At 66.7% G+C, this 15,791-nt stretch carries 12 protein-coding genes and 1 tRNA gene; 9 read left to right on the top strand and 4 right to left on the bottom strand.

Going from position 1 to position 15,791, the window contains the following annotated elements; all coding sequences use genetic code 11:
* Window positions 1-1,062, bottom strand: coding sequence for an amidohydrolase family protein (locus ACIBH2_RS23840; protein WP_397121160.1), 1,062 nt, complete (start codon window positions 1,060-1,062; stop codon window positions 1-3).
* An 83-nt stretch (window positions 1,063-1,145) separates the two neighbouring features.
* Window positions 1,146-4,355 (bottom strand): fused isobutyryl-CoA mutase/GTPase IcmF, encoded by a 3,210-nt coding sequence (gene icmF, locus ACIBH2_RS23835; protein ID WP_397121158.1) that lies wholly within the window; start codon window positions 4,353-4,355, stop codon window positions 1,146-1,148.
* Between the two features lie 203 nt (window positions 4,356-4,558).
* Here icmF and ACIBH2_RS23830 point away from each other — a divergent pair, with 203 nt between their 5' ends.
* The 5 genes from ACIBH2_RS23830 to ACIBH2_RS23810 are packed head-to-tail and all read left to right on the top strand — an operon-like array spanning window position 4,559 to window position 9,947.
* On the top strand, window positions 4,559-6,058 hold the full coding sequence (locus ACIBH2_RS23830) for a CoA-acylating methylmalonate-semialdehyde dehydrogenase (RefSeq protein WP_397121156.1): 1,500 nt from the start codon (window positions 4,559-4,561) through the stop codon (window positions 6,056-6,058).
* Window positions 6,059-6,062: 4 nt separating this feature from the next.
* A complete protein-coding gene (locus tag ACIBH2_RS23825; protein ID WP_397121154.1) occupies window positions 6,063-7,202 on the top strand; it encodes an acyl-CoA dehydrogenase family protein in 1,140 nt (379 codons plus the stop codon).
* Window positions 7,199-8,281, top strand: coding sequence for an enoyl-CoA hydratase/isomerase family protein (locus ACIBH2_RS23820; RefSeq protein ID WP_397121152.1), 1,083 nt, complete (start codon window positions 7,199-7,201; stop codon window positions 8,279-8,281). The genes ACIBH2_RS23825 and ACIBH2_RS23820 overlap by 4 nt, the downstream gene beginning before the upstream one ends.
* Window positions 8,278-9,174 carry a 3-hydroxyisobutyrate dehydrogenase gene (gene mmsB / locus ACIBH2_RS23815; protein WP_397121150.1) on the top strand — a complete coding sequence of 299 codons (897 nt, stop codon included), beginning with the start codon at window positions 8,278-8,280 and terminating at the stop codon, window positions 9,172-9,174. Before ACIBH2_RS23820 ends, mmsB begins: the two co-directional genes overlap by 4 nt.
* On the top strand, window positions 9,171-9,947 hold the full coding sequence (locus ACIBH2_RS23810; RefSeq protein ID WP_397121148.1) for an enoyl-CoA hydratase: 777 nt from the start codon (window positions 9,171-9,173) through the stop codon (window positions 9,945-9,947). The genes mmsB and ACIBH2_RS23810 overlap by 4 nt, the downstream gene beginning before the upstream one ends.
* A gap of 133 nt (window positions 9,948-10,080) precedes the next feature.
* Here the strand turns inward: ACIBH2_RS23810 and ACIBH2_RS23805 are convergent, their stop codons facing one another.
* A complete protein-coding gene (locus ACIBH2_RS23805; protein WP_397121146.1) occupies window positions 10,081-11,130 on the bottom strand; it encodes a hypothetical protein in 1,050 nt (349 codons plus the stop codon).
* 75 nt (window positions 11,131-11,205) lie between these two features.
* Entirely contained in the window at window positions 11,206-11,748 is a 543-nt protein-coding gene (locus ACIBH2_RS23800; RefSeq protein WP_397121144.1) for a MarR family winged helix-turn-helix transcriptional regulator, read from the bottom strand.
* Window positions 11,749-11,879: 131 nt separating this feature from the next.
* Between ACIBH2_RS23800 and ACIBH2_RS23795 the strand changes: the two genes are divergently transcribed.
* The 4 genes from ACIBH2_RS23795 to ACIBH2_RS23780 all read left to right on the top strand — a co-directional run bounded on the left by ACIBH2_RS23795 (window position 11,880) and on the right by ACIBH2_RS23780 (window position 15,787).
* Window positions 11,880-11,950 (top strand) — tRNA-Cys (locus ACIBH2_RS23795).
* A gap of 164 nt (window positions 11,951-12,114) precedes the next feature.
* Window positions 12,115-13,128, top strand: a complete 1,014-nt coding sequence (locus tag ACIBH2_RS23790; RefSeq protein WP_397121142.1) for an iron ABC transporter substrate-binding protein — start codon at window positions 12,115-12,117, stop codon at window positions 13,126-13,128.
* A 2-nt stretch (window positions 13,129-13,130) separates the two neighbouring features.
* Complete coding sequence (locus tag ACIBH2_RS23785) at window positions 13,131-14,681, top strand: ABC transporter permease (RefSeq protein WP_397121140.1); 1,551 nt, start codon at window positions 13,131-13,133, stop codon at window positions 14,679-14,681.
* Window positions 14,678-15,787, top strand: a complete 1,110-nt coding sequence (locus ACIBH2_RS23780; protein WP_397121138.1) for an ABC transporter ATP-binding protein — start codon at window positions 14,678-14,680, stop codon at window positions 15,785-15,787. Before ACIBH2_RS23785 ends, ACIBH2_RS23780 begins: the two co-directional genes overlap by 4 nt.
* The last annotated feature ends 4 nt before the right edge of the window (window positions 15,788-15,791 follow it).

Here is a 15,791-nt window from a genome sequence, read left to right as displayed (position 1 = left end):
TCAGAAATCCTCGATGCGGTACATGCGCTGGGCATTGGTGCGGAATACCTGCTCCAGGGCGGCGGCATCCGCGCCGTGCTCGGTCAAGGCCGTGGCAATCGCCTCCGCGGCGTTCCCGATGGACGTAATCGCTTTGTCCACAGGGAAATTCGAGCCCCACAGCAACCGGTCCGAGCCGAACACGTCCAGGGCGTGGGTGAGCATGGGGGAGAGGCGCTCGATCAATACCGGCACCGGCGTCGGCTCACCCCGGGGCGGCACCGGGTGGCCGAGAATGGGCATCATCAGTCCGCTGATCTTGGCCACCACATTCGGATGCGTCGCCAGATCGGTGAGATCGTCGCGCCAGCGCAGGAATAGCTCGCGCCGCGTACTGGGATTCTTCCCGGTGTTCTTGCCCACCGGCCCGAAAATGCCCGCGGGCGTGCCCAAATGGTTGAGCACGATACTCACGTCGGGGTAGCGCCGCGCCAGCGCCGTCACCTCGGGAATCTGGTGCGAGTACACCCACGCCTCGAAGGAGAGCTTCCGTTCCGCCAAGGCCGCGAAGCCGTCCAGGAAGGGTTTGCTGGTGAGCACGCCGGGCGGGCGGTTGTGGCCGCGGATACCGGAGTCCGAATGGTATTCGACGCGGGTGCGAATGCCGCGGAACAGCGGTGACGCCGAATGGTGCGCATCGAGCAGTTCGGCGAAGAGGGGCGAGGTGGGATCACCCGCGCCGACGATCGCGCCCAGGGCCGGGGTGTCCACGCCGAAGGGCAGGCTGGCCACCCAGCGGGTTTCGTTGGCGGCTGCCAAGCGGCCTTTACCCGACCATTCCACCTCGATATGGACTATTGCCTCGACCGGGACATCACCGGCGTCACCGCGATAGTCGGCCGGAAGGTACGGATGGATGAACGGTTCCGGATCGCCGACGAATTCGCGGTCGCGCCGAGGCGCGAACCGCTTGGCGACATCCACCGGAATCGGTAGGTAGCGGAAGAGTTTCGCCAGCCCGCTGAATTCCCGAGGGGTGGTCAGTGGATCCCATTGGTGAATATGCGCATCGACGACAGTCATACCCGTCAGGTCCATGATGTCCCTTCCGTCCCGGTCGGCTCGATGCGGATTGTCGCACTTCCCAGGCGGTCCGGGCAGCCGAATCAGACGTTGCGCCGGTACTGACCGCCCACGGTGAAGAACGTATCGGTGATCTGCTGCAGCGTGCACACCCGCGCGGCGTCCATGAGCACCTCGAACACATTGTCGTCGCCGCGCGCCGCCGCCTCCAAACGCGCCAGCGCGTCGTGTGCGGCGTCGCGGTGCCGATCGGTGAATTCGCGCACGCGACGCAGCTGCGACTGCTTCTCCGCCTCGGTGCCACGCGCGAGTTCGAGTACCCGGTGCTCCTCGCCGTGTGGATTGCGGAACGTGTTGACGCCGATGATCGGCAGGCTGCCGTCGTGTTTGCGGCGCTCGTAGAGCATGGATTCGTCCTGAATACGGCCGCGCTGATAACCGGTCTCCATGGCCCCGAGTACGCCGCCGCGCTCGCTGATCCGCTCGAATTCGATCAGCACCGCCTCCTCGACCAGATCGGTGAGCTCGTCGATGATGAAGCTGCCCTGCAGCGGGTTCTCGTTCATGGCCAGGCCCCACTCGCGATTGATGATCAGCTGAATGGCCAGGGCCCGGCGCACGGACTCCTCGGTGGGCGTGGTGACGGCCTCGTCGTAGGCATTGGTGTGCAGGCTGTTGCAGTTGTCGTACACCGCGATGAGCGCCTGCAAGGTGGTGCGAATGTCGTTGAAGCTCATCTCCTGTGCGTGCAGCGATCGCCCGGAGGTCTGCACGTGGTATTTGAGCTTCTGGGACCGCTCGTTGGCCCCGTACTTCTCGCGCATGGCCACCGCCCAGATGCGCCGCGCCACCCGGCCGATCACCGAGTACTCGGCGTCCATGCCATTGGAGAAGAAGAACGAGAGATTGGGCGCGAAGTCGTCGATGCGCATACCGCGCGCCAAATACGCTTCCACATAGGTGAATCCGTTCGCCAGGGTGAAGGCCAGCTGGCTGATCGGATTCGCGCCCGCCTCGGCGATGTGATAGCCGGAGATGGAGACCGAGTAGAAATTGCGAACGCCGTTGCGCACGAACCATTCCTGGATGTCGGACATCATGCGCAGGCTGAATTCGGTGGAGAAGATACAGGTGTTCTGGCCCTGATCCTCCTTGAGAATGTCGGCCTGCACGGTGCCGCGCACGGTGGCGAGGGTGCGAGCGCGCAGCTCGGCCGCCTCCTCGGCGGTGGGTTCGCGGCCTTCCGTGGCCGAGAACTGTTCCAGCGCCTGGTCTATGGCGGTATTGAGGAAGTACGCCAGAATCGTCGGCGCGGGACCGTTGATGGTCATGGACACCGAAGTGGTGGGGGAGTCCAGATCGAAGCCGTCGTAGAGCGCCTTCATATCGTCGAGGGTGGCGATGGAGACGCCCGAGGTGCCGACCTTGCCGTAGACATCGGGACGCTCGGCCGGATCGTGGCCGTACAGCGTCACCGAGTCGAACGCCGTCGAAAGCCGCTTGGCCTCAGCGTGTTCGGAGAGCACCTTGAATCGGCGATTGGTGCGGAAGGCATCGCCCTCACCGGCGAACATGCGCGCCGGGTCCTCGCCGTCGCGCTTGAACAGGAACACCCCGCCGGTGTAGGGGAATCGTCCGGGCAGATTCTCCGAGCGCAGGAAGCGCAGCAGCTCACTGTGATCGGTGAAACGCGGGAGAGCGACCCTCGGAATCGAATTGCCGGACAGGGTCTCCCGGCGCAGGACGGTGCGAATCTCCTTGTCCCGCACGCGTACCACCTGCTCGTCGCCCCGATAGGACTCCGCGACAGCGGGCCAGTCGGCCAGCAGCGCGGCGTTCTCCGGCGACAGTTCGGCCCGGGCGCGCCGCAGCAGGTCGGCCACGGCGGTATCGTCCGGCAACTCCTCGAGTACCTGCTCGAGCCGCTGCACCCGCTGCGCCGCCACCGCCTGGCGCGTGGTCTCGGCGTGGTAATCCCGGACGGTTTCGGCGATCTCGGCCAGGTACCGCACCCGCGCGGGCGGAATGATCTGCGCGAACCGGGTCGAGGCGCGGGTGTTCACGCGCGGCAGCACGCCCGGTTCCACCGGCAGCCCGTGTTCGGCGAGCAGTTCGCTCAGGTACTGGTAGAGCGCCGTCACCCCGTCATCGTTGAAAGTGGCCGCGCTGGTGCCGAATACCGGCATATCCTCCGGCAGCGCGTGGAAGTCCTCACGATTGCGCACCAGTTGGCGCGACACATCCCGCAAGGCGTCCGCGGCCCCGCGCCGCTCGAACTTGTTGATGGCCACCACATCCGCGAAATCGAGCATGTCGATCTTCTCGAGTTGGGAGGCCGCGCCGAACTCCGGCGTCATCACATACAGCGAGACATCCACATGCTCGGTGATCTCGGCATCGCCCTGGCCGATACCCGGTGTCTCCAGGATCACCAGGTCGAAACCCGCTGCCTTGCAGGCGATGAGCATCTCGTCGATATTGTTCGGCACCTCGCGCTCCCCGCGGGTGGCGAGTGAGCGGAAGAAGATGTGGTCGCCGTCGAGGGCGTTCATGCGAATGCGATCGCCGAGCAGCGCACCGCCGCCGCGCCGCCGGGTCGGATCGACCGCGAGCACCGCCACGCGCAATTTGTCCTGCTGGTCCGAGCGCAGCCGTCGAATCAATTCATCGGTGAGAGAGGACTTTCCGGAGCCGCCCGTACCGGTGATACCGAGTACCGGCACGCGCCGCTTGGCCGCGGCGGCCCGCAGCGCCGCCATATCGGATTCGGGTAGGGCGTCCTGCTGCAAGCAGGTCAGCGCCCGCGCCAGCGCCGCCCGCTCTCCGGCGAGCACCCGCTCCACCGCGACGGGCGTGGCCGACAGATCCACATCGCAATCCCGAATGAGCCGGTTGATCATGCCCGGCAGACCGAGTCGCTGCCCGTCCTCGGGCGAGAAGATGGTCACGCCCGCGGCGGCCAGCCGCTCGATCTCCTCGGCGACGATCACCCCGCCGCCCCCGCCGAAGATCTTCACGTGTCCGGCCCCGGCCTCCCGCAGCGCCTTGGCCAGATATTCGAAGTACTCGATGTGCCCGCCCTGGTACGAACTCACCGCCACGCCCTGCACATCCTCGGTGAGCGCGGCGTCGACGACCTCGCTCACGGCCCGGTTGTGCCCGAGGTGGACCACCTCGGCCCCCTGCGACTGCAGGATTCTTCGCATGATGTTGATGGCCGCGTCATGGCCGTCGAACAGCGCCGCCGCGGTGACGAACCGCACGGGATGGGCCGGGACATGGTGGTCGGCCATCGCATCCTCCGCAGGAAGATTCTGTAGGGGTCCAGATAGTTGGACGTCAAACCAAGCCTAGAGTGATCCGGCGCACATGACCAGAGCTTCGGGGATGTGTCTGTGAGCTATCCCACAGCCAATACTTGGATGTCCAACTATAGGATCGCCACGTACCTCGCGGACGACGCGAGACACCGCATTCGGCGACGAGAAGGACTGGCATGGTTCGCGAACTCACCCACTTCATCGGCGGGCAGCATGTGCCCGGCACCTCCGGCAATTTCGGCGATGTCTACAACCCCAGCAGCGGGCAGGTGCAGGCGCGGGTGCCGCTGGCCTCGCAGTCCGAAGTGGAGGCCGTCATCGCCAATGCCGCCGAGGCGCAGGTGGAGTGGGCGGCGTGGAATCCGCAGAAGCGCGCCCGCGTGCTCATGAAGTTCCTGACCCTGGTGCAGGACGAGATGGACTCGCTGGCGGCGCTGCTCTCCTCCGAGCACGGCAAGACCATCGCCGACGCCAAGGGCGATATCCAGCGCGGCCTCGAGGTCATCGAATTCGCCACCGGCATCCCGCATCTGCTCAAGGGTGAGTACACGGAGAGCGCGGGCACCGGCATCGACGTGTACTCCATGCGCCAGCCCCTCGGCGTGGTCGCGGGCATCACCCCGTTCAACTTCCCGGCCATGATTCCGCTGTGGAAGGCCGGACCGGCGCTGGCGTGCGGAAACGCCTTCGTGCTCAAGCCTTCCGAGCGCGACCCCTCGGTGCCGCTGCGCCTGGCCGAGCTGTTCCTCCAGGCCGGACTGCCCGCCGGTGTGTTCAATGTCGTCAACGGCGACAAGGTCGCGGTCGACACCATCCTCAACGACGAGCGGGTCAAGGCCGTCGGCTTCGTGGGCTCCACCCCGATCGCCCAGTACATCTACGAGACCGCGACCGCCAACGGCAAGCGCGCGCAGTGCTTCGGCGGGGCCAAGAACCACGCCATCGTCATGCCCGACGCCGACCTCGACGATGTGGCCGACCAGCTCATCGGCGCGGGCTACGGCTCGGCCGGTGAGCGCTGCATGGCCATCTCGGTGGCCGTGCCGGTGGGCGAGGAGACCGCGAATCGCCTGCGCGAGAAGCTCGTCGAGCGAGTGAACAAGCTCAATGTCGGCGTCTCCGACGATCCGGGCGCGGACTTCGGGCCGCTCGTCGGCCGCGACGGCGTGGACCGGGTGAACAACTACGTCCAGATCGGCGTCGACGAGGGCGCGGAGCTGGTCATCGACGGCCGCGGCCTGGTGGTCGAGGGTGGCGAGGACGGCTTCTTCGCCGGTGCGTCGCTGTTCGACAACGTCACTCCCGAGATGCGCATCTACAAGGAGGAGATCTTCGGTCCGGTGCTGGCCATCGTGCGCGCCAAGGACTACGAAGAGGCGCTGAAGCTGCCCAACGAGCACGAATACGGCAATGGCGTAGCGATTTTCACCCGCGACGGCGATACCGCCCGCGATTTCGCCGCCCGCGTGCAGGTCGGCATGGTCGGCATCAATGTCCCGATTCCGGTGCCGATCGCCTACCACACCTTCGGCGGCTGGAAGCGTTCCGGCTTCGGCGACCTCAACCAGCACGGCCCGGATTCGATTCGCTTCTACACCAAGACCAAGACGGTGACGCAGCGTTGGCCCAAGGGGCTCAAGGAGTCCAACGCCTTCGTCATCCCGACGATGGACTGAGGATATGTTCGTACTCGACGACGACGAGAAGGCGATCACCGAGACCGCCCGCTCCTTTGCCGACGAGCTGCTCGCGCCCAATGCGCTGGAATGGGATGAGCAGAAGCACTTTCCGGTGGATGTGGTGCGCAAGGCCGGATCGCTCGGTATGGGTGGCATCTACGTCCAGGAGGATGTGGGCGGCTCGGGGCTGCGGCGGCTGGATGCCGTGCGCATCTTCGAACAGCTCTCCACGGGCTGCCCGGCCATCGCCGCCTACATCTCCATCCACAACATGGTGTCGTGGATGATCGACAGTTACGGCACCGAGGCGCAACGGCATCGGTGGCTGCCGGGTCTGACCTCCATGGATCTGCTGGGCAGCTACGCGCTCACCGAACCGGGTGTCGGCTCGGATGCGGCGGCCTTGTCCACCAAGGCCGTTCGCGACGGTGACGACTACTTGCTCACCGGCGTCAAGCAATTCATCTCCGGCGCGGGCAGTACCGATGTGTATGTGGTCATGGCGCGCACCGGCGACGTTGGGGCGCGGGGTATTTCGGCTTTCATCGTGCCCGCCGACACACCGGGTGTGTCGTTCGGTGCGAACGAGAAGAAGATGGGCTGGAACGCTCAGCCCACCCGGCAGGTCATTCTCGACAATGCCCGGGTGCCCGCCGCGAATCTGCTCGGCGAGGAGGGCAACGGCTTCCGGATCGCCATGAACGGCCTCAATGGCGGGCGGCTGAATATCGCCGCCTGCTCCCTGGGCGGTGCGCAGTCGGCGCTGGACAAGACCGTGGCCTACATGGCCCAGCGCAAGGCGTTCGGGTCGCGGCTGCTGGACAATTCGGCGCTGCAATTCGAACTCGCCGATATGCGGACATCGTTGGAGGCCGCGCGCACCCTGCTGTGGCGGGCCGCCGCGGCGCTCGATGCCGATGCCGACGACAAGGTGGAGCTGTGCGCCATGGCCAAGCGCTTCACCACCGACGCCGGATTCGAGGTGGCCAACAAGGCGCTGCAATTGCACGGCGGCTACGGCTATCTGGCCGAATACGGGGTCGAGAAGATCGTCCGGGATCTGCGGGTGCACCAGATTCTCGAGGGCACGAACGAAATCATGCGGGTGGTTGTCGCCCGCTCGGTGGTGGGAGCAGCATGAGCGAGCCTGAAGTTCTGATCGAGCGGCGCGATGGGCTGGGGCTCATCACGCTGAACCGGCCCAAGGCCATCAATGCCTTGAATCATCCTATGGCGCTGGCGATTCTGGACGCGCTGCGCGCGTGGGAAGCCGACGACGCGGTGCGCACCGTGGTGCTCACCGGTGCGGGTGAGCGCGGGCTGTGCGCGGGCGGCGATATCGTCGCGATCCACAATGACGCGAAGAACGCTGTCGCGGAGGGGGATTCGGCGCAGGCCGATTCGCCCAGCGGCAAGTTCTGGCGCGACGAGTACATTCTGAACGCGCTCATCGGCAGCTATTCGAAGCCGTATGTCGCGGTTATGGACGGCATTGTGATGGGTGGTGGCGTGGGCCTTTCCGGGCATGCCAGCCACCGCATCGTGACCGAGCGGTCCAAGGTCGGGATGCCGGAGACCGGTATCGGGTTCATTCCCGATGTGGGCGGGACGTATCTGCTGTCGCGTGCTGCGGGTGAGATCGGTACCCACGTCGCGCTCACCACCGCGCGGATGGATGCCGGTGATGCCATCGCGGCCGGATTCGCCGACTACTTTGTGCCTTCCGACCAGATTCCGGCGCTGCTCGAGGCGCTGCGCACCGCCGATGCGGATGTCGCCATCGCCAAGTTCGCGCAGCCCGCCCCGGCGTCCGAGCTGATGGCGCAGCGGGAATGGATCGACGCCTGCTACAGCGCCGACACCGTCGAGGAGATCGTGGCGCGGTTGCAGGGCTACGACGCGCCCGAGGCGGCCAAGGCGGCGCAGGATGTGCTGTCGAAATCGCCTGTGGCGCTCAAGGTCACGCTGCGCTCGCTGCGGAATGCGCGGGCGGCCTCGAGCCTGGCAGAGGTGCTGAACGAGGAGTACCGGGTGTCGGTGGCCTCGCTGAGCACGCACGATCTGGTGGAGGGTATTCGCGCCCAGGTCGTGGACAAGGATCGTAATCCGCGGTGGAATCCGGCCACGCTCGCCGATGTCACGGCGGCGGACGTGGACGCCTACTTCGCTGAATTGGGCGATCGGGAACTGGGTTTGAGCGCCTCGAAGGAGCAGCAGTGAGCAAGAAAGTCGGATTCGTCGGCCTCGGCCATATGGGTGGGCCGATGGCCGCCAATCTGGTGAAGGCCGGGTATGAGGTCCTCGCCTTCGATCCCGTGCCCGCGGCGCAGGAGCAGGCGCGCCAGGACGGGGCGACCCTCGTCGAGACCGCGACTTCTGCTGCGGCGGAAGCGGATATCGTCCTGACCATGCTGCCCAACGGGCGCATCGTGCTCGACGTGTACGACGAGGTGCTGTCGGTCGCCAAGCCCGGCACACTGTTCATCGACTGTTCGACCATCGATGTGGCCGATGCCAAGGAAGCGGCGAAACGTGCTGCGGCAGCGGGACATCGGGCCGTGGACGCGCCCGTCTCCGGTGGCGTGGCGGGTGCGGCGGCGGGCACGCTGACCTTCATGGTGGGCGGCGAGGCGGAGGACTTCGCCGATGCGCTGCCGCTGCTGGAGGTCATGGGCGGCAAGGTGGTGCACTGCGGTGGGGCGGGCGTCGGCCAGGCCGCCAAGATCTGCAACAACATGCTGTTGGGGATCTCCATGATCGGGCTGTCGGAGGCGTTCGTGCTCGGCGAGAAGCTCGGACTGAGCCACGAGAAGTTCTTCGACGTGGTCTCGACGGCGTCGGGGCAGTCGTGGGCGCTCACCTCGTACTGCCCGGTGCCGGGACCGGTGCCGACCAGTCCGGCGAACAACGACTACCAGCCGGGCTTCGCGACCGCGCTCATGAACAAGGATCTGGGCCTGGCGGCCAATGCCTTGCAGGCCAACGGGGTCGACGGACAGATCGGTCTGCTCGCGGCGGAGATCTACAGCCGGTTCAACCAGGACGAAGCGGGCAAGGACTTCTCGGCTATCGTCACCGATATTCGCAAGCGATCCGGAGGAGAAAACGCGTGACCGACTTCGAGACCATTCTGCTGGAGCGCAAGGGGCGCGTCGCGCTCATCACGCTCAATCGGCCGAAGGCGCTCAATGCGCTGAACTCGCAGGTGCTCGCCGATATCTCCGCCGCGCTCGACGAGCTCGAGAACGACAACGAGATCGGCGCGGTGGTGCTCACCGGATCCGAGCGGGCCTTCGCGGCGGGCGCGGATATCAAGGAGATGCAGAGCAAGTCCTATATGGACATGTTCCTCACCGACCACTTCGCGGGCTGGGATCGGCTCACCGCCTTCCGCAAGCCGATCATCGCGGCGGTGGCGGGCTACGCGCTCGGCGGCGGCTGTGAACTGGCCATGATGTGCGACATTCTGCTCGCCGCCGATACCGCCAAGTTCGGTCAGCCCGAGATCAAGCTGGGCGTCATCCCCGGCATGGGCGGCTCGCAGCGCCTGACCCGGGCGGTGGGCAAGGCCAAGGCCATGGACCTCATCCTCACCGGGCGCAATATGGATGCCGAGGAGGCCGAGCGCGCGGGCCTGGTCTCGCGCATCGTCCCCGCCGCCGACCTGGTCTCCACCGCCCTCGAGGTGGCCGAGACCATCGCCTCCATGTCGCTGCCCTCGGTGATGATCGCCAAGGAAGCCGTCGACCGCTCCTTCGAAACCACCCTCACCGAGGGCCTGCGCTTCGAACGCCGCGTCTTCCACTCGCTGTTCGCCACCGAGGACCAGAAGGAAGGCATGACCGCCTTCGTCGAGAAGCGCCCCGCGAACTTCGAGAACAAGTAGGGGTTGGCACACTCTGTGATCTCGTGCCCCGGTGCTTACGCACCGGGGCACGAATGATTACGGGGGAGAGGGGATCTCGTTCCCACTGATGAAAACCGTGAGATGGCCGGTGACGCCATGGAGGGCGTGGGGGTCAGCCGCCTGCTTTGGGTGGGTCTACTAGTTCTACCGGGGTGGCGGGGGTGCCGGTGCCGCGTTCTTGGGAGGAGCGGTCGACCATGAGGACGCCCGCGATGGTGCCGCCGAGGGTGGCGGTTACCGCCAGGGCGGCTACCAGTTTGCGTTTGGAGACCGGTTCTTCGGGGTTGCGTAGGGCCGTGGGGGTGAAGCGGATGCTGCGGACTCGGCGGGCCGAGGGGCGTTCGGCGGCAAGGAGGACCGCGCCGCGGGCGGAGACGAATTCGGGCTCCGGATCGTAGATGAGTGGGATGTCGAGCTGTTGTTGGAGTTCGTCTCGGATGCTGGGGGTGCGGGTGCAGCCGCCGAGCAGGGCCATGCCGGTGGGGTGGACGCCGGTTTCGTCGATCATCTGGCGGACGAAGGAGGCGGAGTGGTGGATTCCGGCCTCGACCAGGTCGGCGAAATCGCTGCGGGTGATGACGGCGCGGCGACCCGAGATGGGGTCGCACACGGTGATGACGCGTTCGCTGCCGAGCGCCTCCTTGTAGCCCCGACTGGTCGGTAGGTCCACGCCGACGCCGCCGCGCGCCAGCAGCCAGCGCAACAGCGCGTCGTGCCCGTCACCGCCGAGCACCGTACTGCGCTTGGTCGCCAGAATGGCGTCGGTCCGGCAGTCGATCTGGGTCAGGGTCAGTCCGGACGCGCCCAGGTCGTAGAGCAGCACCGACCCCTCGGCGGGCAGCCGCCCGGTGAAACGCAGGTAGCGCAGCTGCGCCACCGGTTCGTCGATGAGGGTCAGGCGATTGCGCCCGGCGGTGGTGCGAATGGCCTCCTCGTGCGAGGCGCTGCGGCACGTGGTGGCGATGCCGGTAATGAACTCATCGCGCCGAGCGGCGGATTTGCGCATGAGCCGAATCGCCTCGAACACCGCTTCGTCGATCCCCCCGCCCGCCTGCCGAGGCACGTGGCAGCGGTCGATCGGGGGCAGATGCGGCTGGTCGGAGTGGGTGAGCATGGCACGTGCGCCTGACGCACCCGCCGATACCCCGAGGACCAGCACCATGGCTCAATGGTGAACCTTTTCCCGCCCGATTCCAAGACAATGACGCAGGAAAATGGCTATTCGGATGCTGGACGGTTACTGTCCCGACCATCGTGTCGGGGTATCGCCCGGGTCGAAGTCACCGGCGGCGCGTCGGAATTCCGTCAGCAGTTCCAGCAGCAGCTGCAAACGTTCCGGCGGCAGCCCGGGCTGGGCGAATACCTGACGGTTCAGCGCCGTGGTCGCCTCGGCGACGAGTTGCCTTCCCGCATCGGTGATTTCGATCAGGGTCGCCCGCCGGTCGCTGGGATGTGGCACCCGCTTCACCAAACTCGCCGCTTCCAGCCGGTCCACGGTATTGGTCACCGAGGTCGGATGCACCTGCAACCGCGCACTCGCCACCGCCATGGGCAGCGCCCCCGTCTTGCTGAATCCGAGCAGCATCAGCAATTCGTATCGCGAAAAGGTCAGCCCCGAGGGCTTGAGCGCCTCGTCCACCCGCGCCATCACGATCTGCTGCGCCCGAACCAGCGAAGTCACCGCCGCCATGCCGTCGGCGACATCGCCCCACCCGTGTTCGGCCCATTGACGATGCGCCTCCTCGATCGGATCGAGTGGCAGAGGACGTGGCCGAGACATGTCCCGATCATTCCATGTCGTCCGCGAATCCACCCGCACCCGGGAACCCATCGGTCTGCTGAGCGTCCTTGAAATCACCGTGAGCACAACCCTCGACCCGAACCCGCCCGCCCGGCACCATCGAAGACGATGCGGGTGTGACCGAGTGGTTAGGTACCGGCCTGCAAAGCCGTTCACGCGGGTTCGAATCCCGCCGCTCGCTCGATGAACCCCCTGCGGACTCGCCCGCGGGGGGTTCGCCATGACAGCCCGAACAGTCACGCGGATTGCGATTCGGCGAGGTGTCGCCTCCGTAGCGCCCCGAAAGCGGTAGCTTGGTTAGCCAAACCTCAGTGTCAGAGGTGTGGCGTGGCGAAAGGGACAGTCATGGCCCGATGGAAAGTGTTGACCGGTGCGCTCGTGGCGATCACGGCGCTGGCGGCTACGGCCTGCTCGAGTTCGTCATCCGACGACACCGAGATCCTGGTCTACAACGCACAGCACGAATCGCTCACCAAGGAATGGGTCGAGGCCTTCACCAAGGAGACCGGCATCAAGGTGACGCTGCGCCAGGGCGGCGACACCGATCTGGGCAATCAACTCGTCGCCGAGGGCAAGGCCTCACCCGCCGATGTCTTCCTCACCGAGAACTCCCCGGCCATGGCCCTGGTCGAGAATGCCGGGCTCTTCGCCGATCTCGACCCGCAGACCCTCGCCCAGGTGCCCGACCAGTACCGCCCCTCCACCGGCAAGTGGACCGGAGTCGCCGCGCGCGCCACGGTGTTCGTCTACAACACCACCGAGCTGCCGGTCGACCAGCTGCCCGCGTCCCTGCTGGATCTGCAGAACCCGCAGTGGAAAGGCCGGTGGAGCGCGGGCGTTTCCGGCGCCGACTTCCAGGCCATCGTCGCCGCGCTGCTGGAGCTGAAGGGCGAGGACGCCACCCGCGCCTGGCTGAAAGGCATGAAGGACAACGCGATCGTGTCCCAGAACAATGTCACGACCATGAAGGGCGTGAACGCGGGGCAGTTCGACGGCGGGGTGATCTACCACTACTACTGGTACCGCGATCAGGCCAAGACCAAGGAGAACAGCGGCAATACCGCGCTGCACTACTTCAAGCATCAGGATCCCGGCGCGTTCGTCTCCATCTCCGGCGGTGGTGTCCTGGCGTCGAGCAAGAAGCAGGAGCAGGCGCAACGCTTCGTCCAGTTCATCGTCTCCAAGGCCGGGCAGGAAGTGCTGCGCGACGGCGACTCCATGGAGTACCCGGTGGCCAGTGGCGTCGCCGCGAATCCCGCACTGCCGCCGCTGGATTCGCTGGAAGCGCCGAAGGTCGATCCGAGCAAGCTGAATTCGCGGGAGGTCACGCGGCTGATGACCGAGGCGGGTCTGCTCTGACCATGGCCGTCCGGACCGCTGTCGCCACTCGGCCCGGGCGCCCCGGCCCGCTGGTCACGGTGGTCGCGCTGCTGCTGGTGGCGGCGACCTTCGTCCCGCTCGGCTATATCGTGGTCACCCTCTTCGACACCGGCTTGGGTGCGACGGCGGATCTGGTGTTCCGGCCCCGCGTCGGCGAATTACTGCGCAATACCGTGGGTTTGGTGGCGTTCACCGTGCCGATCTGCGTCGTGCTGGGCGTGGGACTGGCCTGGATCGTGGAGCGCACCGATGTGCCGGGAGCCGCGTGGTGGGGTCCGGTCTTCGCGGCGCCGCTGGCCGTGCCCGCCTTCGTGAACAGCTACGGGTGGGTGAGTCTCTTCCCCGCGCTGCACGGACTGTGGGCGGGGGTTCTCATCGCCACCGTGTCGTACTTTCCGCTGGTGTACCTCCCGGCGGCGGCCACGCTGCGGCGGCTCGACCCGGCGGTGGAGGAGTCGGCCCGGGCACTGGGTTCCGGGCCGGTGGGCGCGTTCTTCCGCATTGTGCTGCCGCAGCTGCGACTGGCGATTCTCGGTGGCGGGCTGCTGATTTCGCTGCATCTGCTCGCCGAGTACGGCGCGTTCGCCATGATTCGGTTCTCCACCTTCACCACCGCCATCTTCGAGCAGTACCAGTCGAGTTTCGCCGGACCGGCGGCGAGCGGGCTGGCCAGTGTGTTGGTGGTGTGCTGTCTGGTGCTGCTGGCCGGTGAGGCGGCGGCGCGCGGTACGGCCCGCTACGCCCGGATCGGCAGTGGCGCGCCGCGCGCGGCGGCGCGTATTCGTTTGGGCGTCAACAGTTCTCCGGTATTCCTACTGCTGTGCGCCGCCATGATCGCGACGCTGGGTGTGCCGCTGTGGACGATTCTGCGTTGGTTGGCCAAAGGCGGTTCGGCGGTGTGGGATTGGGCCGATATCGGCGAATCCTTGGGCCAGACAATCGGTTTGGCGCTCACCGCGGCCGTCGTCACCACGCTGTGCGCCTTTCCGGTCGCCTGGATCGCCGTGCGCTCGGACACCGTCTTCGCGCGAATGATCGAGGGGGCCAACTACATCACGAGTTCGCTGCCCGGCATTGTCATCGCGCTGGCCATGGTGACGGTGACCATCCGCTGGCTCCCGGGCGTCTACCAGACCGCGTTCATGGTGCTGGCCGCCTATACCCTCATGTTCCTGCCGCGTGCGCTGGTGAGCGTGCGCGCGGGGCTCGCGCAGGTGCCGGTCGGGTTGGAGGAGGTCTCGCGCGCACTGGGAAAATCCGCGCCCGCCACCTTCTTCCGCGTCACGCTGCGCCTCACCGCGCCCGCCGCCGCGACCTCGGCCGCCCTGGTCTTCGTGGCCGTCGCCACGGAACTCACCGCCACCCTGCTGCTGGCCCCCAATGGCACGCGCACGCTGGCCATGCGCTTCTGGTCGCTGTCGAGCGAACTCGACTACGCCGCCGCCGCGCCGTACGCGCTGATCATGATCGTGGTCTCGGTGCCGGTCACCTATCTGCTCTTCACCCAGTCCAGAAAGGCGGCCGGGGTATGAGTCGTCTTGTCGTATCCGAGGTTTCGAAGACCTTCGGCAGTGTGCGGGTGCTCGACGGCATATCCCTCGATGTGCCCCATGGCGGGTCGACGGCCGTGGTCGGCTCGTCGGGCTGCGGCAAGACCACCCTGCTGCGGGTGATCGCGGGATTCGAGACGCCCGATACCGGCACCGTCTCCGTCGGATCGGAAACGGTTGTGCGCGAGGGGTTCTCCACGCCGCCGAATCGCCGCAATATCGGCTACGTCGCCCAGGACGGGGCACTGTTCCCGCATCTGACCGTGGCCCAGAACATCGCCTACGGGCTCAATGGCGGACTGGCCGGGCGTCGCCGCCATCGGGCGCGAGTGGACGAGCTGTTGGAGATGGTGTCGCTCGGCTCGTCGTATGCCGCCCGGCGTCCGCACGAACTCTCCGGCGGTCAACAGCAGCGGGTGGCGCTGGCCCGGGCAATGGCCCGCAAACCCGAAGTGATGCTCCTCGACGAACCGTTCAGCGCCCTTGACACCGGGCTGCGCGCGGCCACCCGCCAAGCCGTCGCGGAGACGCTGCGCGCGGCGGGGATGACGAGCATTCTGGTCACGCACGACCAGGAGGAGGCGCTGTCGTTCGCGGATCAGGTCGCCGTCATGTACCAGGGTCGTTTCACGCAGGTGGGTTCGCCGCGGCAGGTGTACGCCGCGCCCGCGGACCTATTCACCGCCCAATTCCTCGGTGACTGTGTGCTGTTGGACGGCACCGTCGAATCCGATACGGCCGTCTGCGCTCTCGGCAGGGTCGCCGTACAGGCCGGTGCGCCGAGCGGGCCGGTGCGGATCATGGCGCGGCCCGAACAGCTTGTCGCCCATGTCGTTTCCACCGGCGAACCGGGGACCGGCACGGTGCGGGCGGTCGAATTCCGGGGAGCCGACGTCATGCTCACCATCGCGCTCGACGGCATGGACGAGCCGATTCAGGTACGCCGGGTGAGTGTCGGCGCGCCCGTGGTGGGGGACCGGGTGCGGCTCGAAGTGCTCGGCGCGGCAGTCGCTTTCGACTCGGAACAATGCGCTGTCGCCGGGCGGGCTGTGGCAAGCTCTGCGGAGGCACCGCTGTTGACGCGGTGAAGTA

Origin of the sequence: Nocardia sp. NPDC050406, from assembly GCF_044459025.1 — a bacterium.
Lineage (GTDB): Bacteria > Actinomycetota > Actinomycetes > Mycobacteriales > Mycobacteriaceae > Nocardia.
This window is presented reverse-complemented; position numbering and strand designations above follow the sequence as displayed.